This is a genomic window from Amycolatopsis sp. NPDC051758 (genome assembly GCF_044453095.1).
Taxonomy (GTDB): Bacteria; Actinomycetota; Actinomycetes; order Mycobacteriales; family Pseudonocardiaceae; genus Amycolatopsis.
Window position 1 is genome coordinate 35685 of the sequence record NZ_JBITCJ010000022.1, and the last position, 24474, is coordinate 60158.

The 24474-nt window shown below is 68.8% G+C and carries 25 protein-coding genes; 22 read left to right on the top strand and 3 right to left on the bottom strand.

Going from position 1 to position 24474, the window contains the following annotated elements; genetic code table 11:
- Positions 1–2: 2 nt before the first annotated feature.
- The 7 genes from ACIA5G_RS51190 to ACIA5G_RS51220 all read left to right on the top strand — a co-directional run bounded on the left by ACIA5G_RS51190 (position 3) and on the right by ACIA5G_RS51220 (position 4556).
- Complete coding sequence (locus ACIA5G_RS51190) at positions 3–512, top strand: hypothetical protein (RefSeq protein ID WP_395937364.1); 510 nt, start codon at positions 3–5, stop codon at positions 510–512.
- A gap of 229 nt (positions 513–741) precedes the next feature.
- Positions 742–981, top strand: coding sequence for a hypothetical protein (locus tag ACIA5G_RS51195; RefSeq protein ID WP_395937366.1), 240 nt, complete (start codon positions 742–744; stop codon positions 979–981).
- A 142-nt stretch (positions 982–1123) separates the two neighbouring features.
- Positions 1124–1639: a hypothetical protein gene (locus ACIA5G_RS51200; RefSeq protein WP_395937368.1), complete on the top strand. Its 516-nt coding sequence runs from the start codon at positions 1124–1126 to the stop codon at positions 1637–1639.
- A 197-nt stretch (positions 1640–1836) separates the two neighbouring features.
- Positions 1837–2325, top strand: coding sequence for a hypothetical protein (locus ACIA5G_RS51205; protein WP_395937369.1), 489 nt, complete (start codon positions 1837–1839; stop codon positions 2323–2325).
- Positions 2326–2530: 205 nt separating this feature from the next.
- Complete coding sequence (locus ACIA5G_RS51210; RefSeq protein ID WP_395937371.1) at positions 2531–2992, top strand: hypothetical protein; 462 nt, start codon at positions 2531–2533, stop codon at positions 2990–2992.
- Positions 2993–3227: 235 nt separating this feature from the next.
- On the top strand, positions 3228–3611 hold the full coding sequence (locus tag ACIA5G_RS51215) for a DUF732 domain-containing protein (RefSeq protein WP_395937373.1): 384 nt from the start codon (positions 3228–3230) through the stop codon (positions 3609–3611).
- Between the two features lie 249 nt (positions 3612–3860).
- Complete coding sequence (locus tag ACIA5G_RS51220; RefSeq protein WP_395937375.1) at positions 3861–4556, top strand: hypothetical protein; 696 nt, start codon at positions 3861–3863, stop codon at positions 4554–4556.
- A 143-nt stretch (positions 4557–4699) separates the two neighbouring features.
- Here the strand turns inward: ACIA5G_RS51220 and ACIA5G_RS51225 are convergent, their stop codons facing one another.
- The gene (locus ACIA5G_RS51225; protein WP_395937377.1) at positions 4700–5008 is read right to left on the bottom strand and encodes a hypothetical protein; all 309 of its coding nucleotides are present in this window, start codon (positions 5006–5008) and stop codon (positions 4700–4702) included.
- Between ACIA5G_RS51225 and ACIA5G_RS51230 the strand changes: the two genes are divergently transcribed.
- The 8 genes from ACIA5G_RS51230 (at position 5007) to ACIA5G_RS51265 (ending at position 12237) form a co-directional block, all read left to right on the top strand.
- Complete coding sequence (locus ACIA5G_RS51230; protein ID WP_395937379.1) at positions 5007–5426, top strand: hypothetical protein; 420 nt, start codon at positions 5007–5009, stop codon at positions 5424–5426. The two genes, ACIA5G_RS51225 and ACIA5G_RS51230, sit on opposite strands and share 2 nt — an antisense overlap.
- A gap of 454 nt (positions 5427–5880) precedes the next feature.
- Positions 5881–6816, top strand: coding sequence for a YqaJ viral recombinase family protein (locus tag ACIA5G_RS51235; RefSeq protein ID WP_395937381.1), 936 nt, complete (start codon positions 5881–5883; stop codon positions 6814–6816).
- On the top strand, positions 6816–7721 hold the full coding sequence (locus ACIA5G_RS51240; RefSeq protein ID WP_395937383.1) for a recombinase RecT: 906 nt from the start codon (positions 6816–6818) through the stop codon (positions 7719–7721). Before ACIA5G_RS51235 ends, ACIA5G_RS51240 begins: the two co-directional genes overlap by 1 nt.
- A gap of 426 nt (positions 7722–8147) precedes the next feature.
- The gene (locus tag ACIA5G_RS51245; RefSeq protein WP_395937385.1) at positions 8148–9332 is read left to right on the top strand and encodes a hypothetical protein; all 1185 of its coding nucleotides are present in this window, start codon (positions 8148–8150) and stop codon (positions 9330–9332) included.
- A gap of 301 nt (positions 9333–9633) precedes the next feature.
- Positions 9634–10170: a hypothetical protein gene (locus tag ACIA5G_RS51250; RefSeq protein WP_395937387.1), complete on the top strand. Its 537-nt coding sequence runs from the start codon at positions 9634–9636 to the stop codon at positions 10168–10170.
- Positions 10171–10454: 284 nt separating this feature from the next.
- On the top strand, positions 10455–10979 hold the full coding sequence (locus ACIA5G_RS51255; protein ID WP_395937389.1) for a hypothetical protein: 525 nt from the start codon (positions 10455–10457) through the stop codon (positions 10977–10979).
- 269 nt (positions 10980–11248) lie between these two features.
- Positions 11249–11944, top strand: a complete 696-nt coding sequence (locus ACIA5G_RS51260; RefSeq protein ID WP_395937391.1) for a hypothetical protein — start codon at positions 11249–11251, stop codon at positions 11942–11944.
- Complete coding sequence (locus ACIA5G_RS51265; RefSeq protein ID WP_395937393.1) at positions 11941–12237, top strand: hypothetical protein; 297 nt, start codon at positions 11941–11943, stop codon at positions 12235–12237. The genes ACIA5G_RS51260 and ACIA5G_RS51265 overlap by 4 nt, the downstream gene beginning before the upstream one ends.
- Positions 12238–12621: 384 nt before the next feature.
- On the opposite strand, the gene ACIA5G_RS51270 is transcribed toward ACIA5G_RS51265, so the two are convergent.
- Positions 12622–13434 carry a hypothetical protein gene (locus ACIA5G_RS51270; RefSeq protein WP_395937395.1) on the bottom strand — a complete coding sequence of 271 codons (813 nt, stop codon included), beginning with the start codon at positions 13432–13434 and terminating at the stop codon, positions 12622–12624.
- Positions 13435–13838: 404 nt separating this feature from the next.
- Here ACIA5G_RS51270 and ACIA5G_RS51275 point away from each other — a divergent pair, with 404 nt between their 5' ends.
- From ACIA5G_RS51275 to ACIA5G_RS51290, 4 genes are all read left to right on the top strand, one after another.
- Positions 13839–15641 (top strand): tyrosine-type recombinase/integrase, encoded by a 1803-nt coding sequence (locus ACIA5G_RS51275; RefSeq protein ID WP_395937397.1) that lies wholly within the window; start codon positions 13839–13841, stop codon positions 15639–15641.
- Entirely contained in the window at positions 15641–17407 is a 1767-nt protein-coding gene (locus ACIA5G_RS51280; protein ID WP_395937399.1) for a hypothetical protein, read from the top strand. The genes ACIA5G_RS51275 and ACIA5G_RS51280 overlap by 1 nt, the downstream gene beginning before the upstream one ends.
- A 158-nt stretch (positions 17408–17565) precedes the next feature.
- Positions 17566–19584, top strand: coding sequence for a hypothetical protein (locus ACIA5G_RS51285; protein ID WP_395937401.1), 2019 nt, complete (start codon positions 17566–17568; stop codon positions 19582–19584).
- Between the two features lie 59 nt (positions 19585–19643).
- On the top strand, positions 19644–20057 hold the full coding sequence (locus tag ACIA5G_RS51290; protein WP_395937403.1) for a hypothetical protein: 414 nt from the start codon (positions 19644–19646) through the stop codon (positions 20055–20057).
- Between the two features lie 85 nt (positions 20058–20142).
- On the opposite strand, the gene ACIA5G_RS51295 is transcribed toward ACIA5G_RS51290, so the two are convergent.
- A complete protein-coding gene (locus tag ACIA5G_RS51295) occupies positions 20143–20832 on the bottom strand; it encodes a TetR family transcriptional regulator (protein WP_395937405.1) in 690 nt (229 codons plus the stop codon).
- Between the two features lie 99 nt (positions 20833–20931).
- Here ACIA5G_RS51295 and ACIA5G_RS51300 point away from each other — a divergent pair, with 99 nt between their 5' ends.
- The 3 genes from ACIA5G_RS51300 to ACIA5G_RS51310 all read left to right on the top strand — a co-directional run bounded on the left by ACIA5G_RS51300 (position 20932) and on the right by ACIA5G_RS51310 (position 24474).
- A complete protein-coding gene (locus ACIA5G_RS51300) occupies positions 20932–22179 on the top strand; it encodes an MFS transporter (protein WP_395937407.1) in 1248 nt (415 codons plus the stop codon).
- Positions 22180–22250: 71 nt separating this feature from the next.
- Positions 22251–22664, top strand: coding sequence for a MerR family transcriptional regulator (locus tag ACIA5G_RS51305; RefSeq protein ID WP_395937409.1), 414 nt, complete (start codon positions 22251–22253; stop codon positions 22662–22664).
- Between the two features lie 346 nt (positions 22665–23010).
- Complete coding sequence (locus tag ACIA5G_RS51310; protein ID WP_395937411.1) at positions 23011–24474, top strand: SulP family inorganic anion transporter; 1464 nt, start codon at positions 23011–23013, stop codon at positions 24472–24474.

The window sequence follows — 24474 nt, forward strand, 5'->3', positions numbered from 1 at the left end:
TCATGATCACCGTTGACCAGGAGAACCTGGAAACCGTGCTTGCGGCCGAGGTGGGTCAACACCGGGCCATGGAGCTGATTAGCCTCTTCGAGGCGGCGGGCGCCTTGCGAGCTGTGCCGGACACCGCGCTCGTCACCGCCGAGCAGGCCGCGGAATGGGCAGGTCGGATCCTGACCGACGGCGACGTCGGCTGGCTCCGACGCGAGATCCCGAAAACCCCCATTCCGGATGCCATCAGCATGATGGCCGTCAGTCTCACGGTGCCCGAGGACCCGGACACCAGTGGTGGCACCGCCGACCTGGACGGCTGTCTTCGCCCGACCGGCGACCAACGCGATCCCTCCTGGTATCCCTACTTTCCCGCTGTCCTGCAGGAGCTGTACGACAAAGCAACGGACACGGAAGCGTCCGTTCTCGACGCCCTGTCCGTCCGCGCGGGCCTGGTCTGGGTCTGCGGCACCTGCAACTGGCGAAACCCGCATTGGTTCGATTCGTGCGCGGTGGCGCACTGATCGCACCGCGCTGCGGAGTGGCTCTGCCGGCAACCCGAAGCCCTCGTCGTCTCGTGGCGACCGGCTGAGCGGTCCCAGGTGGACTCCCGAGAGCAGCAGCCCGATCGGGGCCGGGCAAAGGCGCGAAGCGTCGCTTCGCGATGGCCGCAGGCGGCCACCCCTGCCCGGCCCCGGCCGCCCCGCTGAACACAGCGCCGTCCACCGACAGCACCGACCAGCAGGAGCCCCGATGAAGTTCACCATCGACGGCCTCGACGTCCACACCGAGCCGATCACCCTCGCACAGCTCTACTGCGGCTGCGAGAAGTTCTTTCTCGGTCACGACGTCTACGTCGACGGCCTCGCGCTGTGCCCGAACCCCGACACCTGCACCGGCCACCAGGACGGCGTCACCGCAGTCGAAGACTTCGTTCACACGTTCGTGGCCGGGTCGCGTGGCGTTCGCCGAGAGGCCGACCAGGTCGCGTGACCGGCCGCCGCAGGACTTTTGGCGATCGCACCTGGCCGGTGCGCCCACCGACTCGAAAATCTCGCGGCCTGCCGGCGGCGAGCCGGTAGCGGACTTCTGAGCAGCGCCCCCACGATCCCCGAGAACAGGAAAGAAGACACAGATGAACTTGGAATACTTCGTCACCTACGCCGAAGGCGCCGATGTCGCGGTGGCTTTCGCTGCTGCCGTCGCGGAGGCACAGTACGAACACGGCCATGGCGGCAACACCGGCACCATCGCCGAGAAGGACTCCTTCGTCGTGATCGAGAGCAGCCCACGCTCGGAAACCGAGGCCGAGAAGCTCGCCAAAGAGCTGCTCGATGCCGAGGATGAACGGATCGCCGACGAGTGGGGCCCGGCCGGCGCCATCGCGGTGTGCGGTCGGTACCGGACGCTGGAAGGTCTGCCCGTACCAGTCCGCGCCGAGGGCTACCCAAGCCAGAAAGACGCTGCGCTTGCCGCGGCCGAGACGCACCTCGGCAACGGCGAGATCGTCACCAGCGCGACCCTCACCAACTACCGCCCCCGCGGCAACGAGGAACGCGTCTACGTCGACAGCCACACCACCGCCACCATCCTGACCACTGGATCGCTCGACCTGACCGGCTGGATCTTCGTCGGCTGGGCCGAGAGCTGACACCGTCGCTGTAGCGGGCCCTAACCACGAGGAGCTACCCCGCGCGTCGCACGCGAACGCCCGGAGCGCAGCACAACCGCGGTGCGGGGGCAAGGCGAACCGCTTCGCGGCCGGCTGCGCCGGACCTTGCGCCCGCACCGCGGCCCCGCTGGAGATCTGCTCGTCCACGCAGCACCGACGAGCAGAAGGACCTCCTAATGGGCCTCGCCGACCAGCAGTCTCACTCCATCCGCGGCCTCTGGATCCCCGCCAGCGGGATCGACCCGGTCGAAGCCATCGACTTCGTTCGTGACGAGTGCGGCCATCTCCCGGCGCTGCGCGCTCAGCTCGGCGAGCAGATCACCTCGGCGACCGTACTGACCACCGTGGACGTCGTCGGCGGCCGCCGTCACGCCCAGGACCGAATCAACACGCGCGCCCGCGGCGCCTGCGCGCTGCTGCAGGCCAACACCGCTCACGGTCACCTCCCGGCCTCCGCTCCCGACCGGGCACGAGCGCGTCGGGTCCTGGCCGGTGAGCTGCCGATACCCGATCCTCGCGGCCCCGTGGTCCTGCTGGGCACCGACCTGGACTCCGGCAACTACGCCTCGTTGCCGGAGGAGATGATCTCTGCCCTCGTTGCCGACACCCTCCAGCTGCTGCTGCTCGGCACCGAGCCCGGCACCGAGCTGGCCCGCGTCAGCTGATGGACCGCCATGCAGGCACGTACGCGTGCCCGGCCGGCCGGCGGCCCCGTCCGGCGCGCATGTCGTGGACCGCGCAGCTCAGCAGCCCGCCCGAGCGGGGCAAGGCCGTGCCGCTGCGCGGTCGGCTGCGCCGAGCCCTGCCCCGCCCCGACGTCGGCCTGCTCCGCCCGCGGTGTCCACGAACACCGCGACGAAGGAGCACCGCGTGCCACTAGGCCGGAACGCCGTCAACAACGACGTCGTCGAATTCGCCCGCCTCGGCCAGAACGTCTCGCTGACGTTCCTCGTCCCGCTGCGCAACCGCGCGACCTTCGACAAGGTCATGGCCACAGTGCAGGGCGGCAACAGCTTCGACCCCGCCGAGGTCGCCCGCACGATCGGATCGCTGTTCGACGACGCGCTGGGCGTCGAGTTCGGCGCCGAAGGCTCCGCGGTGCTCTACATCACAACCGCGTTCTTCCCGAACCAGTGCATCGGCCCTCGCACGGACAAGCGCCACGAGCGCTACACCGACGCCGAACGGCAGGACTACGCCCAGCGCGTCATCGACTGGGCCCGCACGATGGGCGCCGACGAGATCACCGTGCAACAGCACCCCGCCACCGACCAGGACGTGGTCGGCAAGCCAGGAGAGCACCCGTACCGGATCCGGCTCTGGTGGGACTGACCGCCGGCAGGCGAGGACGCCGACCTGATCGGCGTCCTCGCCCAGGCGCAACGACCCTCGTGTCGCCAGTTGGCTTCCCGGTCGGCGCTGCGTGGACGCCCCGGAGCGCAGCAGAACCGCGGGGCGGGGGCAAGGCAGACCGCTTCGCGGCCGGCTGCGCCGGACCTTGCCCCCGCCCCGCGGGCCCTGCATCGCGTGCGCCCGTCCACGCACCAGCAAGCACCGGGAGAACCCGATGACAGCTCGACGACCTTTACGTTCGCTCCTCGCCGTCACGGCGGCCGCCGTGGCCGTCGGCCTTGCAGTGACCGGGATAGTCCTGGCCAGTTGCGCCACGAGCCCGACGCACCCCGACCCCGACATCAGCACCGCCGATGTCCTGTACCTCAACGAGATTCGGCACGCCGCCGTCGAACTCAACACCCCGGCCGCCTCGTTCAACGTGATCGCGGCCGGACGCGACACCTGCGCCTCCCTCGGCACGGGCACGACGGTGTCCGCGGCGGTGAAGACGGTGCTCCAGCGGTTCTACCCCGATCTCGCGAGCGTGGTCGTCGTCGCCGCGATCCACAACTACTGCCCGCAGCACACCACGCAGCTGAGTGTTCCGACGCGGTAATCGCTCGATCTTCGCGCCGCCCACCGGCGCGGAGTTCCCCCTCCGACCAGCTGAATGAGCGAGGCGGTGCATCGCTCCCCGGCCGGCTCGAGGATCCCGGCCGGCGCTGTCCATCCTCTGGCGCCGGGCCCCTATCCATGACAAAACCCGAACAAGACAACGATAAATCAGTATCGCTCCGTTCGCCGACGGCTGCTGCGCGCCCTGCAGCCCTACTCCCCGGGCCACTCGTGCTGGCAGGCCACGGCGGTGCTGCTGCTGCCCGCGACCTACACCGCGGCCGAGCCGCGCTGGTCGCCCGGCCCCGGGTTCGTCGAGCTCGCCACCGCCTCGAAGTGGGGCCGGCGCACACCCGATGGCCGGCTGCTCGCAGTGGTTCGCAGCACCGACCGCGAGACCAGCCACCGGGTCCTCATCTCCGGCGCGCTCTCGGCCACCGACCTGCTCGGGTTTGGCGGCATCACCGACAAGCCGCACCGGCTGCGGCGGATGGCCGAGCCGGGCACCGTGTCCGAGCAGCGTCTCACCGAGACGCACCCGGCGATGCTCTACGACCGCTGGACCTCGGCGCAGACCGAAGCTGCCGAGCACCGCCTGGCCCTGTCCGACCTGCCGCCGGAGCGTTGCGACCGCCTGAAGCTGACCCGCCGCCCGGACGGCCGCTACCAGCTGGTCCTCATGGTGAGCGCGGAGTCGCCGAACTTCGCCGCCGCCGACGTCGACGACATCAGCCGGGCGCTCACCTCGATCGCCAAGTCCTACGGGGCTGGCATGCGGCTGAGGCTGTATCGGCCCGACGTCGATTCTGCGGTGACCCACCCGCTCTACGCCGACACCTGGAACCGGCTGTGCCCCAGTGCGGATGAACTCGGCGTCGGGACGTTCGTCGACCGACTGGCCGACCTGGTTCAGCGTGCGTCCGAAGCGGCACGTCCGGTGTCGTGAACCGCGGCGCCGCGGCGAGGGGCGGAGTCCTACCGCGGCGTTCGCTGACGCGGGAGGTCAGCACACCGCACGGGGTTCCGGTCAAGGCCCCGGCCAGCCCATCCGGGTGAGACAAGCCCCTTCGGGGTCGCGCTGGCGCGCGATCACACCCGGATGGGCCAGCCGGCGTTGCCTTGCCCGCCCTTCGGGCCCCGTCCGGCGCGCTGAGGCCAGGGCCCGTCAGCGCACCACCCGGACAGGAAGGCGGCCCGCAGCCGATGCACACGATCCGCGAACGGTACTCGTTCACCATCACCACGACGCTGCGCGTCGGCCCGAGGCGGCCCACCTCGCTGGTCATCCTCGACAGCAACGGTTTCCGGATCATCGACCACCCAGTTGCCGGGGCGCGCCATTCGATGCTGATGGTCGAGGAAGGCTGCGGCGACCTCGCGCAACAGGCCGAGGATCATGGCCACCCGGCTGCTGGGGCTACCGGAGGTCTTGCCGCCCGAACAGCGCGGCCGCGACCACGTCGAGGTGCAGTTGCTGCCCCCGGACGCCCCGGATTGCCCCACCTACACAACGTGGACGATCGCCGGTGCGCCGCTGCTGGTCGACCAGTTCGACTCCGACAAGGCCCAGCTGACCTTCAAACGCTCGCTGAACTCGCCCGACATCAAGACGCTCGAACTGCTGCCGGTCCAGTGGTGGCACCTGGTGCAGGCGCTGCTGTCGCTCGACTCCTGGATGCGATACCTGAAGAGCACGTTGGACACCGTCGCGCAGGACGTGCGCCGGAGCGTGCAGACCGACAGCGAACTCTTCCGCGTCGTCGGCGCTTTCGTGGTGGAACGGGAGAACCGGCCGCGAGGCGGCACGGGGAACTGACCCGGTAGTGAGCGCGGCCCGCCCGGCAAAGGCCGGGCGGGCCGTGTCCGCCGGGGCACCGACCGAAGTCGCCCTCCCGCGTGACCGGGTGGGTGCCAAATACCGCCGGCAGAAGACGTTCCGGTCACCACGGGCCACCGAAGCGAGCCCTTCTCCCCGGAACGCGCACCAGGTTATCGGGCACAACCGCGACGCCCCCGGTCGGGCCCCCGCAATCTGCTCGGCGCAGCCCCGGTCGGGGCGGCACCACACTGCCCGGCCGGCTGGCGCCCGCCGAGGCACGCCTGGCCCGCACCGACACGGGTGATCCGGCAGTGCCCGTCGCGCGCCGAACCCGGCGACCCGGATCACGCCGGTCGGGCGAGCGCGCGCCTGCGGACAGGCGCTGCGCCCTGGGCCGGGCGGTCGGTGGCGCCCCCGACCGGGGGAGCGCACCGACCGAAAGCGAGCGCGCATGACCACAACATCACCGGCGCCCCCGGCGCCGCCTCCCGAGACGGACGTCTACGAGACCGCGTGGCCCGCAGGCCGACAGATCCTCGCCACTGGTGCCGAGCACGACGAGTGGCTGGCCACCCGCCGCTCCGGCATCGGCGCCTCCGACGTCTCCGGCGTGCTCGACGCTTCCCCCTGGACGTCCCCACTGCGGGTCTATCTGGACAAGCGCGGCCTCGTCGGCGAGCTGGAGCTCACCGACGAGATGGAGTGGGGGCACCGGCTCGAAGACGCCGTCGCCACGAAGTGGTCCGACGTCCACGGCATTGCGGTGCGCAGGACCGGCACCTGGCGCTCGACCGCGTGGCCGTGGCTGCTGGCCAATCCCGACCGGGTCGTGGCCAACGGTGAAGGGCTCGAATGCAAGACCGCGGACAAGATGTTCGCCGACGAATGGGCCGAGCAGCCGCCGCTGCACTACGTGATGCAGTGCGTGGCCTGCATGGCCGTGACCGGCGCGCGCCGCTGGCACCTCGCGGCGCTGGTCGGCGGGAACAAGTACTTCGAGTTCGTCATCGACCGCGACGAGGACGACATCGCCGCGGTCGTCGAGAACACCCGGCAGTTCTGGGAGCAGCACGTGCTCGCCGGCGTGCCGCCGCGGGTGCAGCACCGGGGCGGGGAGCGCGAGGAGAAGTTGCTCGCCGTGCTCTACCCCGAGCCGGACGGCACGCACATCCAGCTCACCGCCCAGCAGCAGCGGCTGGTCGCCCAGCACAAGGCCGCGATCACCAAACGCGGGAAGTGGCACCGGGTGGCCACCGACCTCTCCGCGCTGATCAAGCAGGAGCTCGGGACCAAGAGCGCCGGCTACGTCGGCACCCGCCAGGTCATCACCTGGCACAAGACAAAAACCGGTCGGCGGTTGAACAACAAGTTGAAGGAGAATCTCTGATGGCAGGACGAATTCTCGCCCACGTCGCGCAACGTGCCGTGGACACGGCCGGGGAGCAGGACCACGAGCACGACGGGCACGCCACGGCGACGCTGCTGGACCAGATCGCGCAGTCGCGGGATCTGTTCGCACAGGCACTGCGCGGCTCGGACATCGATCCGGACCAGTTCGTGAGCAACGCGCTCAACCTGGTCCAGCAGGATCTGCTCGACCCAGACAAGAAAACCAAGATCTTCGAGGCCCAACCGGAGTCGGTGATCGGCGCGCTGCTCAACTGCGCGCAGTACGGGCTGCGGCCGGGCCCGTTCAAGGAGGCATGGATCATCCCGAAGAGGAAACGCGGCGGCATCGTGATGGCCGAGTTCCAGGCGCACTACCGCGGGCTGCAGCGCATGGCGCAGGCGCATCCGGAAGTCCTGCGGATCACCACCCGCGTGGTGTACGAACGGGACCTCTTCGCCGTCGAGGAGGGCACGATCAACCGGCTGACCTACGAGCCGCTGATCGGCTCCGTGAAGGATCGCGGCAGCCGGGTCGTGTTCTTCTCACTGGCCATGCTGGCCAATGGCGAGTCGCCGTTCGTGTGGTGGCACGACAAGGACATGACGAACTTCCGCGACAAGTTCGTCAAGGCGGGGGAGCGATCACCCTGGTTCGATCCATACGGCTACGACGCCATGGGCCGCAAGACCGTGCTGCTGCGTCTGCTCGACGAGATTCCTCGCCAGACCCGGCTGGTCGACCTGATCGCCGTCGACGGCACCGTGCGCCGCGACCTCGACCCAGCCGCGCCCGGCTACCAGGTCGGGGAACGGCTGGAGGACCAGGAGGACGACGTCCCGCCTGAGCCCGACCTAGTCGACTTGGACGCCGCCGCGAGCGGCGGCGCGAGCCAGCAGTCCTGACCGAGGTGGTGGGCCCGCCGGTCCGGTGGACGGGTGCCCGGACCTACCAGTTCCTGGTCCGGGGTACCCGCCATCTCCAGCCGAATTCCGCTGCCTGACCCATCGCGCCGCCACGGCCCCGGGGCCCGCGCGAACGATGACCGACGCCGATGTCCGGCTGACGCCCCGGGCGCCCGGCCCGCCGCGGGTGATCCGGCAGCGCCCGGATCCCCGAGTTCCCTCCGAACCCGGACCACACCGGGCGGGCGAGCGCGAGGCCTTGCCCGCCGGACATCGGCGTCGGTCCTGCGCGCGGATGTCCCGGGCCCGCCGGGGCTTTCCCTCGCGCCGGTTCGCATTGGCGCGCGCACAGAGCAGGAAGGCATCGCCATGACAGCGGTTTCCCTCGCCCCCGAACCCATCCAGCCCGCCGCGCAGTCTCGCTCGGTGTTCACCTGCGACCAGACCGTCCTGGTTGCCGCGCTCGCCACCGTCGAGCCGGCGCTTGACCCGCGACCTGCCGCACCAGAGCTGGGCGGTGTTCTGCTCGCCGCCGTCGACGGAGCCCTGTTGGTCGCCGCGGCCAGCTGGCATACCTCGATCGCCGTCCGCGTGCCCGACGCGGACGCCGACGGCGAGCTGCTGATCGACCACGCCGAGCTCAGCAACGTCCTCGCCGCGGTGGCGAAAGGCCGCTCGAAAGCCGAGATCAGCGCCATGTCCGTCACCGTCATCGCCGACGATCCGCTGCAGCCCGTACTCGAGCACGACGGCCTGCGCGTGCCGCTGACGGCCTACCCGCTGGAAGACTTCCAACACGCTCGCGACGAACTGCCGCTGGTCGCACAGCTCGACCACACCGGCTTCGCCGCCGCCGTCACGCGCGTGACCAAAGCCGCGAGCACCGACGAGGTCCTGCCGGCCTTCTGCGGCATCAAGCTCGACGTCGGCGACGGCGCTGTCACCGTCGCCGGGACCGACCGGTTTCGCCTGGCCGTGGCGCCGGTTCCCGCAATAACCGTCCGGACTGCCAGCACCGACGGCGGCGGCGTGATCCCGGTCAAGCTGCTGGAAAAGCTCACCAAGCGGTTCGCCGGAGACCGTCTGCGTATCGGCCGGGAGCGCTCTGACGACGCCACCTCGATCTCGTTGGCCTGCGGGCCGGTGACCGTCGTGACCCGCTCCACGACCGACTCGTTCGTCGACTACCGCGAACTGCTGCCAACCGCCGCCGCCGGCACGGTCGTGACGAACCGCGCCGAGCTCCGCGCGGCGGCAGCGCGCGCCGCGGCCATCGCCGCCGCGAAGCGGCTCGGATATCAGCATCTAGAGCTGGTCGTTGGCCCGCTGTCCCTCACGGTGTTGCCAGTGCTGGACGAGCGAGCCTCGGAGGTCGCCGCGCCCGGGCTGGACGCCGAGGTCGACGGGCTCGGCGAGGAGGATGACCTGTTGGTGCGGTTCAACGCCAAGTACTTCATCGAGGCTTTGGACACCTTCCCCGAAGCGGATCAGATCACCCTGCACCTCGTCAGTTCCGTACGGCCTGCCGTCCTCGCCGACACCCCGGCCGCCATCCTCGACCCCGCCGCGTTCCGGCACCTGCTGATGCAGGTGCGGCGGCCCACCGACTGACCGCTCGGGTGCCGGACCCCGCATCAGCCCCGGCCCGGCACCCGAGCTCCGCGCTGCGGACATTTCCCGACACCTCTGTCCTAGGGCGTCGACGCTCTCCGTCTTCCCCGGGCTGAGCCACCGCCATGCCGCAGCTGTCGGCGCGACCGCGCCGCGGTTCTCGCGGACCGGCCAGCCCAGCAGATCCGTGTGGACGGTCAAGCCCGCGCCGCTGCGCGGTCGGCTCCGCCGAACCTTGACCATCCACACCGGACTTGCTCGCCCTTTCCCGGTCCACGACAACCTCCGGACGGGAGCAACGTTGAGCTACCTCAACATGATCGACGACGAGACGGCCGAGATCGACCGGCTCACCCGCCAGCGCGAAAGCTATGACCCCACCGACGAGCAACAGGTGCTGGATCGAGACGCCGTTGACAATCGGATCGCGGTGCTGTCCGCGCGCCAGGACGCGCTGCGCGCCAGCATTCGCGCCCTGGAGGACCTGGACCGCGGCATCACCGCCGCCGTCGAGGAGCGTAAGGAATCGGCAGAAGATCTGCGCAACTACATCAACGAGTCGTTGCGAAGCGACTGGCCTGCCTTTGTACTGCTCACTGCGGCGATCACGGCTCAGGTGTACGGCGTGAACCTCTTTCCCACGAGCTGGTGGGGAGCCTTGGCGAGTTACCTTGCCGCTTTCGTCGGAGGGTGCTGCACCGCAGATGTGTTGTTCACCATCGTTTTCCTCGGCAAGTTCGTCAGTGCCGTCCGCGATCACCGAGGGCTGATCGCCGAACGCGACCGCACGATGGCAGAGATCGACGCTGGTCGACCGGTGCAGGCCGTCAACTGGTGACGAGGTAAACGCGTCCGGCGGGTGCCCGTATCCGTCAGACGCGCCACCAGCCGACGCCGAGCCGGGCGCTGCGAAGTCCCGCAGGGGTCTGGTCTGCCCAAGCGCAGCACCGGCGAGCCGCACCGGCCTCCCGGCCAGCGGGCGTGGCAAGGGGCGAGAACAGCGAACCCGGGGGAACGGTCAAGGCCGCGCCGCTGCGCGGTCGGCTCCGCCGAACCTTGACTGTCCACACCGGCTTCGCTCGGCGTGCTCCAGTCCACAGCACCGTCCGACCGAGGAGCCCGATGTCCTACAACCAGACGATCGCCGACCAGACCGCCGAGATCGAGCGACTCATCCAGCTGCGTGACCGGTGCCACGTTGCCGACTTCTCCCAGTGGGTCGAATGGGGCGATTACCACTGGGAGATCAGCGATTTGACCGCTCGCCGCGACGCGCTGCGCGCCAGCATCGACACGCTCTACGCCGCCGATCGAACGATCATCGCGGCGAATGCGCGATGCATCGCGGCGCACGTGCTGCTCACCGGCTTCGCCCGCCGCTCACGGCGGCTCGCCCTCGCGGGCGTGACGTTGCTGCTGGCCGTGTTGGCCGGCCAACTGCTGCTGGCCGACGCGTGGACCACCGCCGCGGTCTCGGTCGTGCTCGGGCTGTCTCTCGGTGTCGGTGTTCGCCGCGCCCGCCGTCACGAGCAGCTCAGCGACGCCGCCTATGCGGCCGAAGACGACTACGTCGACGCGCTGACCGAGCGCGAGCAGATGCTCGCCGACATCGACAACGGCCGCCCCGCGAGCACATCTGGCCGCTGACCGGCCGCCGTGGCGGCCGGGGAACCGGTCCGGGCCCCGCCACGGTGATCGCCGCCGACGCTGTGCCCGATGCCCCATCGCCCCGCACCGCCCGGGTGATCCGGCAGCACCCACGACCGACTTGCACCCGCCGGCCCGGATCACCCCGGCCGGGCGAGCGCGGCGCCCCGGCCTCCGCTGGCCGGCGGCGACCGATCCGGCGGCGCTCCCGGACCAGGGGGCCTCCGCCCGCCGGACTTGTTCGGCCGCCAGCAGATCGGAGCCCGGACGTGGCCGTCATCCGCGCCAACCTCACCGTCCTGGACCTGCCGCCCACCACCTCGGAGCCCGGCTGGGCCCCCCGCGGACACCTGCGCGCCAGCTTCCGCGACCTCACGACCGTCCTGCACGCCCCTGACTTCGGGATCGACGCCACCGAGGACTCCACCATGTGGCTGCTCGACACCCCGGCCGGGCGCGCCCAGCTGTGCCACCAGCTCGACGGCACCTACTTCCTACACGCGCCCGCCACCCGTATCACCTGGACGATCCAGGCGCCCTCGCCCGACGTGCTGCCCTGGATCTTCAAACTGGCCGGAAGCACCGCCGGATTCCCGAGCAGTGGGCAGGCACTACGCGTCGGCCCCGACCGCATCACCCTGATCCGCGCCTACCAACGGTTCCTCGACTTGCGTGCGACCGACCTGCAGCAGCGGCTTGAGCTCGCTCAGCCGCAGCACCCCGCCTCGGTGAGCCGCTGGCAGCAGCTGACCTCGTATCACCAGCACCTCAGCCGGGTACTGCACGTCGCCGTCGCCCCGGCCGACGTCGTCGCGGCCCTGCAGCAGGCCGCGAACCTGTTCCCCGCCGCAGCCGGACCTTACTTCGACCACGAGCTGCACGACGAGTTCGTCGCGACTGTCCGTGCGCTCGCCACCGCCTCGGTCCCCGCCCGGTCACCGCTGCCGGCCGGAGGCCCGCGATGACCGAGCTGCCGCTGGCCCTCGACCTTCCCGACGCGAGCACGCCCGGCCGGCCTGTTCACCTGGTCAGCTGGGGGCTCGGCGTCGAGTCCACCGCGTACCTGGTCGAGGTCCTGACCTCACAGGAGCACTACGGGCTCGACCTGGCCGACCTGATCGTGCTCCACGCCGTCGTCGGCAGCGAATGGCGCTCCACTCTCGCCGACGCCGAGGTCGGTAATCCCGGCTATCAGAACCCGTGGAGTTCCCTGCTACATACCGTTACGTTGCAGAGCCCCAGCGTGCTGTTCAGGTGATCTCATATCTTGATGGGTGTCCGGGGGCCGGGCGAGATGGCGCCAACAAGTCTCGCAACCGAGTTAGAGTTCATGCCGGAACTCAACGCCAACGGCGGCCCGGCGCGTGCTAGCCGGGTCACCCGGGGGAGGGGCGGCGACCGCCCGTCCTACCAGGGGCTTCTTCACGTTCCAGGCCAGCCGTACCACCCGCGATCGTACTGTGATCAGCAGCCTCTCCGAGACTGCTGGAAAGACCCAATCCGTGGGACTTGGCGAGATCCGACATGACGTAGAACAGCGGTTCCGCGTGGTCCCAAACGATGTTGAAGCTACAACACCGACCTGTCGCGCCAGACCGGCCAGTCGTCGGGTGGCGCGGGCTTGCACGATGCCGCCCTGGGCTCAGGCCGGCTCCGTGGGCTCAGGTGGAATCGGCTCCGGAACCGGACTCGGAGAAGGAGACGGCTCCGTGGGCTCAGGTGGAATCGGCTCCGGAACCGGACTACCAGGGCCTCCGAAGTCGCGCCCGGCGCCGCCACCGCCACCGCCAAAGCCGCCGCCACCGCCAAAGCCCCCGCGGAAATCAGCACGGACGCTGCGCGCCTCCAGCACCGACGCCAGCCTGGCGAGCGCCTGAGCGAGGTTGTGCTGGGCCGCGCGCGCGATCCTCGATTGGAGCCGCTTGATCCCAGAGTCCGCCGATCGCGCAACAGTCACCGTGCGTGGATGAACTGTCTTTACGTCGATAGAAGTAACGTACCCTTGTTGGGGACGGCTCGTGTACAGCACGGTTACATCCAGCTCAATGGGACTGAGGATCGCCACATAACCCATGACCAGCGCGGATCCGCCGACAATGACGTCGCTAGATCCGGTAATCGCCGAGAAAAGGTCGAGTGCGTCTATCTTGGCGATGCTGCTACTGTTCACTGCAATCGTTCGGGGGCTATAGATTTGCGGAGGATTCAGTGCGATTCCCAGCCTTGTCTCGGCTATTGCTCTCCACGAAAACGTCACCGCCAGCGATGACGGGTTGTGTACATTGATCAGCGTGAAGAATACGCCACGCGTGACCTGCTGCACACCGTTGCCCTCGGTCTCGCTTGCGCTGCCGCAGAGGAACTTGATGGTGTATTGAAACGCGGTCCGATCGCCCAGGCGAGCCGATCCAGGTCGAGCCGCCGCTTTGTCTTCGCTTCTCGGCTGTTCAGCCATTTCACTCGTGCCTCCTAACTCGGTTGGGTCTGACGTCTGCAGCCGTGCGCACCCCGAGGCTCAACACCACCTTGCGCCAGAGCAATGCGGGATGTCTACCAATGGGGTCCGATCGCAGACGTAGCCGCAGTGTCGACGGCGACCGAACCTGGCGCGCGGCACGCCTTGCGGCAAGCGTTCCCCTGGCGAACAGCACCCACTCGCAGGTCAGTCATGCATCTGATGCAATTTCACGGGCTTGCGGTTCGTCCTCCCGGGGCTCGCCGAGCGCGGGATCCGGACCGTCCAGGTGGCGCGTGGAGGCCCGCTCGAAGCGGACGGGATCGTCGTGCTCGACGACACCCGTACGCCGACCCGCTTGCACCGCCGTGGCCCCTGGACGCTCCCTGCGCTTCGAGGGCTGGGTGCTCGATCAGTGGATCAGTCAGAACCTGCGCGGCCGCCCATTCGAGCATGTGATCGGCTACTCGGCGGAGGAGACAAAGCGCGCCCAGCGCGACCTGGTCTACGCCACCACCACCACCACCCGCACGCCGGCACACCCGCTGATCGACTGGGGCTGGACCCGCGCCGCGTGCTCCGCCCGGCTGCTGGCCGAATTCGGGGTGACTTGGCACAAGTCCGCGTGCACGTTCTGCCTTCTCTCCGCTTTGCTGCCGTGTCTCGATAGGGCGACTCACCAGCGGCTGCCAGGGGAAACTGTGTTGCACTCCTGCCTGTCTCGAATGTATGTACGAGACATGGAGTTGATCTTCTTCTCGTCCGGTGGCTGGGAGTCCTGGGATATCCAGCGGCGGCCGATCATCCCGGACGGCATGCCCGTCCTCGTTGACGACGATCTGGCGTTTGAGGATGCATCCGGCCCGCGGCCAGCGACGGTGGTCAATCGGTGGCTGCGTGAGTTGCCGTCGAGCGGTTGCCCGGCACCGTCCTCGTGGGAGTCGTACGCTCGGGTCCTGCGGTCGTGGATGGATTTCATCGCCGACTTCGACGTGATCCTGTTCGACGAGCGGCGCCCGCTCAAGGACGCGCTGAGTGCCTACGCGGTGCACCGGGCGTGCGGCCCGGCCGAGGCTCGGTTCGAGGTAACGACCTGGGACCGGCACGTCAGCGTCCTGTCCTCGTTCTACCGGTGGGCGGTCGACGAAGGCCACGCCCAGGCTGTCCCCTTCACCTACACGCAGGCCAGGACCATCTACGGCGATCAGGTCCGGGAACGCCAGGTAAACCTGGCCGTCCGACGCCGCCCCAAGGCGCACGTGACGATCAAGTACTTGGAGCAGGACTTCGCCGCGCTGTTTCTCAAGGCGCTGGCGGGTTTGACGCCGGATGGCGAGGAGGACACCGGCTATCGCGGGCGGGAGCTCGCGCGTAATGCGGCGATCGGTCGCCTAGCGCTTGCGACAGGGCTGCGTCGCCAGGAGTTCACGTACTTGCTCGTGCCGGAGATCCCCTTATTGCCGCCGAAGCCGTCGGCTTTGCCGATTCCGTTCCCAGTACCGGCGGGGGTGACCAAGGGACGTAAGTACCGCACGACATGGATCAGCTACCAGGCTCTGGTCGAGGTACATCACTATCTCGATCTGACTCGTCCGCTCTCGGTCGAGGGATCGACGTGGCGGCCACCGGTGAAGGCTGGTGAGCCGTTGCTGGTTACCGAGGTTGACTCGGTCGGGGGCCGGGTGAATGGCAAGCGGGTACGTTGGGCGGCTCTGAGCCCTTCCGAACGTCTGTGCTTGGTCGCTGCGGACAGCGGATCGATGCTGGTCGCTGTGCGCGGCGATGGCGGTCCGTTCACCGCGTGGGCGACGGTGTTCGAACGGGCGTCGGATCGCATCCGGGACCGGTTCGAGCCTCGGTTTCCCACGGTCAACCCGCACCGGCTCCGGCATTCGTTCGCGATTCGGACGCTGGAGATGTTGGTCGAGGGCTACTACGCCCAATCGGCCAAGCTGGTCAAGGACACCGACGCGGACGCCGCGCTGGCCTTGTATCTGTCCAAAGCGGACCCGTTGATGGTGCTGCGGGATCTGCTAGGCCATTCGTCGGTGCTGACCACGGAAGCGTATCTGCGTCGGCTGGATATGACCCGGATCTACCGCGCTGCCTACGACAGGGCCGGCCAGGAGCACGGGCTCGCGGAGATCGCCGCGGCCGAACGCGAAGCCGACACCGAGTTCCAGGACGAGTTTGAGGAAGCCATCTGATGCCCGCGGAACTGATTGACGATCCGTTGGGCATCGAGTTCGTGTCCACCGCACGTCGGGTCACGGCAACCGTGTACGTCGGGGAGAGCTGCAATCCGCAGCTGGCTCGGGAGATGCTGGTCGGCTTGGTCAACCTGGTCCATCCACACGGGCCGATCGACGAGCTGAAGACCTTCCAGCAGTATGTGACCTCGATTCGCCGGTTCGTGGCCGAGCTGGCTGAACGTGGCCACGTTGGCGGGGCTGGCGAGTTGTCCCGTGCGAGGCTGGCGGAGTACTGGATGGGCGCGGGCAATGCCCGCGAGTACAAGACCCGCCGTATGGTGGCCGCGCTGGACCGAGAAACGTCGGTGCTCACCCCGGAGGTGCGTGCGCTGGTCGGCGGGCGTCATTTCAACCCGCAGCGCCGCCGGGACAAGCACCCCTCGGTGCCCTACACCGAGGGCGAGTGGCAGCGGCTGCAGCAGGTGTGCCGCGTGATCATCCGCACCACGTTCACGGAGCATCGCGCGGCGCTGGCCGCGGCCGAACGGGGCCGTGATCCTCGTACGCATGGCTGGTCGTTCGACAATCTCTGCTGGCTGCTGCGCCTCCAGGGGCCGGTGACATGGACCGCGTTCGACCGGCAGTACGGCTCCGCGGTAGGCAAGGCGTGTATCGAGCTGCTGCCCAAGGCGTGCGCGGCGTTGTTCGTCGACACGAACGTCGCGCTGGCGTATCGCCTGCTGCTGGGGACCTCCATCGGGATCGTCCCCGACGGCATCGAGGCACTCGGCGTCGAGGATCTGGATTGGGCTGGTGATGCCACCATCCTGCTGGGCTATCTCAAGGGTCGCACCAGCCAGGAGAGCGTGACCCTCAACCGCCGGTCCGTACGGCTGCTGGAGCAGTGGCTGGAGCACTCCTCACTGACCCGGCGCATGGCTGCGCCGCAGGCACGCGGGACGCTTTGGACCCGGTACGTGCCCGGACGTTACGGCGATGTCGTCACGGTTCCATTCACCGCCGGTCAGGTCGCGGAGTGGGTGAGCCGCAGCCATCCGGCGGTGGCCGCGGCAGGTCTCGCGCTGGTCGCTGACGACGGCAGCCCGCTGCGGATTGACCGGCGACGCATCCGCACCACCTTCATGTCCTTGCGGGATCGCAAATCCTGGTTCGGCAGCAACCGGTCCACCGTGGACCCCAACCACACGCCCACGATCGAAGGGGACAACTACCTCACCGCGACCACACCAGCGCAGCGCGACGCGGTCGCGACGATCATCGAGAACAGCCAGGCAGACCTGCTACGCAAGGCGCAACCTCCCATCGTGTTGAGCACCGAGGCCACCGCCGAGTTCGCACAGCGGTTCCCGGACGCGATCCACGCGATGGGGGTGGACGACGCGACGGTCACCGAGTTGGTCACCACCGCGAACCGGGACGTGTTCGTCGCCGCGTGCGCCGATCAGCTGTCCGGGCTGTACGGGCCGGTCGGCAAGCCGTGCCCAGCCCGGCCGTGGGTGTGTCTGCTCTGCCCGTTGGCGATCTTCACGCCCCGGCACGCGGTGAACCTGTTGCGGATACAGGCGTTCTTCGCCCGCCAGTGGCAGCACCTGCCCTCCACGCAGTTCATGGTGCTGTTCGGTCCGTACGCGCAGCGGATCGACGCCATCCTCGCAGCCTTCCGCGACCGTGACCCGGCGCTGCTGGTCCGGGCGGCCCGCGACGTCGCGGACACCGACACTGAACTGCCCCTGCTCCCGGAGGAACGCACCACCCCATGACTTCACCTGCCACCGCCGCCGCGAGCATCGGCCGGTCCCCGTTCGCGGGCCTGGATCTGTGCCGGGAGATTGGTATCACCGTCGCGCCCGGCGCGACAGGACCGAACTTCGACCAGGACGTCTGGGACTTCAACCCGGTCACCGACCTGGCCGCCTACATGGCCGCGTCGCACAAACGCTGGAACCTCGCCGCGATCCGCAATCCACTGTGGAGGATCGTCGCCAAGGAGTACCTGGTCGCGCTGATGGTTCCCACTCACGAGGCGGTGCGCGAGTTGCCGAACGCGTTCCGCGTCGCCCGCACGGTCCCCGCGTGTGTCAACAAGCACTACGAGTTGATCCGCTGGCTGAACTGGCTGACCGACCACAAGGTGACCGAGCTGGGGCAGGTCACCGATCACCTCTGCGAGTCCTACATCGCCGAGCGCCGCATCGGCCGCGACAAGAACGGCGCGATCGTCGAGAAACGCGGTGCGGTCAACGGCGCCGCCCAGGTTGTCAGCGGCCTTGCCCAGTATCGCGATCTGTTCACCACCGACCGCTACCCAGTGGGTTTCCGCCCCTTCGGTGGCCGGGCGGCCGTTGCCGTCGCCGGCCTGAAGACACCGGGCGAGAACAGCACGCCGCCGGTGCCGGCCGAGACCCTTCAACCGATGCTGGCGGCGGCCCTCTACGTCGTGGACACCCTCGGCCCGCAGGTGGTGTCACTGACACGCCGTGTCAAGGCGGAGCGAGAACACGTCAGCCGGCTGTCCGCGCCACGCAGTCCGGGCTGGGGCGTGCTGCTGGAGGCCATCAACCGGCGTGTGGCCGAGGGTCGGCCGTTCAACCGTGTTCCATCGCGCATCGAGCCGATCACCAGGTACGCCGTCGACGAGTCCGATCCACTGTGGGGGATCTCGCTGCGCGACGTCGCCGCCGAGGCGGGCTTCGGTCACTTCCGCGGCGAATGGCTGGCGGTCCTGCGGCCCGCGCTGGAACGCGCCGTGGCCCAGGTGGGGATCGACGAGCCGATCGGCCGCAACGCGATGCTCGTCGCGCGGGCCGACGGCCAGGGTGAGGTGCCGTGGACACTGCCGTTGTCTGAGCGCCACGCCCGCGTCCTGCCCGATGTCGTGCGCACGGCATGCCTGCTGGTGGTTGCCGCCGCGACGGGTATGCGCTCCAGCGAACTGTTCGAGCTGGCCTTGGGCTGCCGGCTGACGCCGGAGCGCAAGGCACCCGGCCTGGTCCGCTACCGGTTGGCGGGGAAGGTCATCAAACACCGTGGTCACGGCGGTGAGGCGGACGAATGGGTGGTCGTCGGTGAGGTTCATCGGGCCATCGCGCTCGCCGAGCAGCTGCTGGACGGCGACCCCGAGCCCGGCACCTTGCTGTTCGGCCGGACCGTCTTCAAGAACACCTACGGGACGTTCCGGAAGTGGGTGAACAGCCCGGCCGGCCAGCGGCTCGGGCTCGCGCCAATCCCCGAGGCACCGGTGGAGTTGCGGATGCTGCGCCGCACCCTCGCGATCGAGTTGGCCTACCGGCCGGGTGGGCTGCTGGCGGCGAAGGTCGCGCTGAAGCACATCAGCGTGGTCACCACCGAGGGCTACGCCGGTCGGCCCGGCGGCGCCCAGGCGAAGTTCCTGGCCGAAGTTGGTGCCGAGGAACAGAAACGCAACCTCGGGCTGATTATCGACGAGATCGACAACTACCAGCGCGGTGTCCGCCCCTCGGGACCGCACGCCCAGGAGCTGATCGAGTTCTTCGACGCCGTCGACGGCAAGCTCATCGACGAGCAACGCGCGGCACCGAAGATCATCCTCAACGATCAGGAGCTCCGTCGGATGCTGGCCAAGCGCGCCAAGACACTGCATCTCGGCGTGGCGAACTACTGCTGGTTCACCGACCCTGGCAAGGCGCTGTGCCTGCGGCTGGCCGGAACACCGACCGCGGACCGGCCGCTGATCGGGATGTGCGATTCGGCCCGATGTCCGCAAGCCACACACCATCCCCGCCACCGGCCCGTGTGGGAACAGGCAGTGCAAAACACGACGGTATTCCTCGGCAACCTCGGTCGCGCCCGAAAGACCGAGCGCGCTCGGCTGGAAGCGCAGCTGGACCGCGCGCACCGAGTCCTGGAGGGCATCGACGCCGCGAGCGCTCCGGCGGACGCCGACGAGAAGGCGAACTGACTGTGGGGCGACTCAACGACCACACCCGCGCGCAGAAGGAAGCGACGATCCGGGCCGCGATGGACCGGCTGCTGCGCGGGGAGATCCCGCCCGGCGGCAAATGCGACGTCAAAACCCTCGCGAACACCAGCGGGGTCACCCGCGCCGCGCTCTACACCACCTATCTCCACCTGAAAGAGGAGTTCGAGCGCCGCCGCGATCAGCTCCGCGAGGCCGGTGTCATCGCCGACCCGCGAGACGCCCAGATCGACCGGTTGAAAGAACAAGTCCGCCAGCTCAAAGAACGGTTGGCGACCAAAGAACAGGACAACGCCGACCTGACCGCGTTTCGCACCCAAGCGCTCTCACAGCTGGCCGCACAGCACGACGAGATCACCCGGCTTCGGACCGCGGTGGCCGGCGCGGGCAGCATCCGCAACCTGTCGGCCGCCCGTGACCACAGAGCCTCGGCGCTGGCGCCGGACGACTCGTGAACCGCATTACCGCCTGACCGGACGTCCGTCCCGGACCAGACCGACAGTGCGTCGCGTGGTTGCTCACCGCGTTCACGCTGATGGATCAGGTTGCGGTGAGGGTCAGGCTGTCGGGGATCGCGTGGAAGGCTTCTTCGACTCGGTGGATCAACTCGGTGCTTCCGCCAGGCCCTTTCCAACGTCCGAGCTTCTCGCGGGGTCCGTGCGGACCGTCGTAGCCGCGGCCGGAAATCCAGTTCTTGGCGGCGCAGCGCCAAGCGGCCAGGGATACCTCGCCCAGCAGGCGCAGTCGCACGTCGTCGCGGCTGTCGATGCCGAGTTTGGTTTCCAGTTCGTTGACCAGCCTGGATTGGACGGTGATCGATCGCAGCAGGCTGCGGTCCCACAGCGCCGGGGTGCGGGCGATGAGGCCGCGGGTGGCGAGGAACCGCCGGTCCCAGTCGTCGCCGAGGCCGGTGATCGCCGCAACGAGGGTTTCGCGCAGGAAGTCGAGTACCGGGCCGTGGAGTTCGCAGCCGGCGACCTCGGCGACATAGGCGTCCCACAGCTCCAGCTCGGCGGCCATGGCGACGTCCTCTTTGGACTCGTACATGCGGAAGAACGTGCGCTTAGAGACTTCCACGGCGTCGACCAGCTCGTCGAGGGTCGTCTCCTGAAAGCCTCGTTCGAGGAACAGTCGCAGTGCGGCGTCGGCCAGTGCCCTGCGTGTGCGCAGCTTTTTGCGCTCCCGCAGCGGCAGGGCCCGCTCAGCCGGTGTGGGCGTCGACGTCGTCATACACCCAGTCTAACGCCCCTGCGCACCTATTGCCCCTCGACAGCAAACGCCACTGGAACTACTCTGCCACTGAGTGGCGCTTTTGAATTGGGGGTGGAGATGGAGCTGAACGCGCGTGGGCACACGGGTGGCCGGGCCGTGCTGCTGGTCCTGTTGGCCGCGTCGACGCTGGGGGTGATGGGTGGCGCGGTGATCGTGCCGGTGCTCGAACTCATCCGGGGCGATCTGGGGGTGAGCGGCACCCTGGGCGGGTTCATCCTGACCGCGCATGGGCTGGCCATCGCGGTGTCGAGCCCGATGTTCGGGCGGGCTATCGACCGGTGGGGTGTCCGGCGTCCGATGATCGGTGGACTGGTCGTCTACGCGCTCGGCGGTGGCGCCGGGCTGGTTGCCACGTCCTACCCGGTGCTGATCGTCAGCCGGCTGGTGTTCGGGGTCGGTGCGGCGGCAGTGTTCACCGGCACCACTGTGGCCATGCTCGCCTTCTACCGGGGAGCGGAGCGCGACCGGGTGATGGGCTGGCGCTCGACGGCGACCAGCGTGGGCGGCCTGGTCTGGCCCTTGCTAGGCGGGGTGCTCGGCGGGCTGACCTGGCACGCCACGTTCGCCGTCTACCTCGTCGGCCTCCCGCTCGCACTGCTGGCGGTGTGGTCGCTGCCGGACACGCCTAAGCGGCCACAGGATGCCCAGGCCGCCGGGGTGGCCGGGATGCTGCGCCGGCGGCCGACGCTGCTGGGCTGGTACGGCTTGTGGATCGTGATCGCGGTGCAGATGTACGTGCTGGCCATTTTCCTGCCGCAGCGGCTGGCCCAGATCGGGATCCGGGCGCCGGTGCTGGTGTCGCTCTACGCGGTGGTGGGCGCGGCGATCACCACCAGCCTGGTCGGCTTGGTCTACAGCCGGCTGCGGGCACGGCTGAGCTACGCTGCGCTGCTGCGCACCGCCCTGACCACCTCGCTGGCCGGGTTCCTGATCTACGCCACCGTCACCCAGCCGGTGGTCCTGCTGCTGGCGCCCGCCCTGTTCGGCATCGGCAACGGAATCCTGTTCCCAGTGGCCACCGTCCTGGTCGACCAGGCGGCCGGTGCCGAGTACCGCAGCCGTGCTGCCTCGCTGTCGGGCACCGCGATCTTCGCCGGCCAGTTCCTGTCCCCGCTACTGTTCGGGCCTCTGATCGAGGCTACCTCGACCACCACCGGTTTCCTGGTGGCCGGCGCAGTATCGGCGATCCTGCTGGCAGTCGTACTCGCCCGGCGGATCGGCGCGGAAGCCGAGATCGACGCCACAGCGGACCACGCCGGACTCCAGCAGGAGGCCGAGGTGGGAGGCTCTCGGGACACCACGTAACGACAGCCTCGGCGCCTGGACCGGCGGTCCACGTCAGTACGGTGGGGTGTCATCGACGAAAGGGACGCGGCGTGGGCGAGCAGATGCAGATCGGTGAGGTGGCTGAGCGCACCGGGCTGTCGCTGCGCACCATCCGTTATTACGAGGAAGTCGGCCTGGTCGTGCCCAGCGCGCGCAGCCAGGGCGGCTTCCGCCTCTACATCGAACCCGATGTGGGGCGGCTGCTGCTGATCAAGCGCATGAAACCACTCGGGTTCCAGCTGGAGGAGATGCGCGACCTGCTGGCCATCCTCGACCCACTGCCCGACGACGCACCGCTGGACGACCCGGCCGCCCGGCTGAGGCAGTACAGCGCCACGGCCGAACAGGCATGTGAGGAGCTGCGGGCCAAGCTGCGGGTCGCCGAGGAGTTCGCCACTCTGCTGCGCACCCAGCTCACCACCCACCCACGGCAGACCGACTCAGCCCTGCCGCAATCTCCCTGAACCGCTCTGCCACGCCTGGGCCAGTCATGATCGTGATCCCGACCTCACTTCGCGGTGGCGGAGACGCACATCAAACAACTCTGCTCTAACGTAAGGGTTGAGTTGCGGCGATGCCCGACGCTCCAGGCGGAGTCGCGGGCGCCGTTCGAGGCGGCAGTCGACCGTGCCGCCGCCCAGGGGCAGTGCCGCCCTTTGACCTCCAGTCCTCCTCACGGCATCGGCGGGTAGCAGGCTGCCTGCGCGCCGGCGTGCCGTGGCCCACTCTGCGCCGGGAACAGTTCGGCGCCCGAACACGTCAGGTTGTCGCGTGCCCCCATCCTCGTCGTTGTCGTTGCTCCGTGCTCGGTTGACCAGGCCGTCGTGGCTGTCGCCGAAGGTGGCCCGCACGGAGATCCTGGCCGGCCTGGTGGTCGCGCTGGCGCTGATCCCGGAGGCGATTTCGTTCTCCATCATCGCCGGGGTGGACCCCAGCATCGGGCTGTTCGCCTCGTTCACCATGGCGGTGGTGATCTCGGTCGTCGGCGGACGTCCGGCGATGATCTCCGCGGCCACCGGGGCCATCGCGCTCGTGGTCGCCCCGCTCGCCCGCGAGCACGGTCTGAGCTACCTCATCGCCGCGGTCATCCTGGGCGGTTTGTTCCAGATCGTGCTGGGCTCCCTCGGCGTTGCCAAGCTGATGCGGTTCGTGCCGCGCAGCGTCATGGTCGGCTTCGTCAACGCCCTGGCCATCCTGATCTTCATGGCACAGGTGCCCGAGCTGATCGATGTGCCGTGGCCGGTGTATCCGCTGTTCGCCGGCGGGCTCGCGCTCATGATCTTGTTCCCCAAGCTCACCAAGGTGATTCCCGCACCGCTGGTGTCCATCGTTGCCCTCACCGTGCTGACGGTGGCCGCCGGGATCGCGGTCCCCACGGTCGGTGACAAGGGCGCCCTGCCGTCCTCATTGCCCGTGCCGGGCCTGCCGGATGTGCCGTTCACCTTCGACACGCTCGCGCTCCTGGCCCCCTACGCACTGGCCTTTGCGCTGGTCGGGCTGATGGAGTCGCTGATGACCGCGAAGCTGGTCGACGACATCACCGACACCCACTCGAACAAGACCCGCGAAGCGATCGGGCAGGGCGTTGCGAACGTGGTCACTGGATTCTTCGGTGGCATGGGCGGCTGCGCGATGATCGGCCAGACCATGATCAACGTCAAGACCGCCGGTGCCCGCACCCGGCTCTCGACGTTCCTGGCCGGGGCCTTCCTCATGGTCCTGTGCCTGGTGTTCGGCCCGGTGGTCTCCGAGATCCCGATGGCGGCGCTGGTCGCGGTCATGGTGCTGGTCGCGTTCGGCACCTTCGACTGGCACAGCGTCTCCCCGGCCACGTTGAAGCGGATGCCCATCGGTGAGATCACTGTCATGGTCGTCACCGTCGCCGTCGTCGTAGCCACCGACAATCTCGCCATCGGCGTGGTCGTCGGAACGATCACCGCGATGGTCATCTTCGCCCGCCGGGTCGCGCATCTGGTCGAGGTCACCGCGGTCACCGACCCGGACGGGACCCAGGTCGTCTACGCCGTGACCGGAGAACTGTTCTTCGCCTCCAGTAACGACCTCGTCTACCAGTTCGACTACGCGAACGACCCGGACACGGTGGTCATCGACCTCACCGACGCCCACATCTGGGACGCCTCCACTGTCGCCGCGCTGGACGCCATCACCACCAAATACGAAGCGCGCGGTAAGGCAGTGGAGATCATCGGGCTCAACAAGCACAGCGCCCGCATGCACGGCAATCTCTCCGGCGAACTCACCGGCAGTCACTAG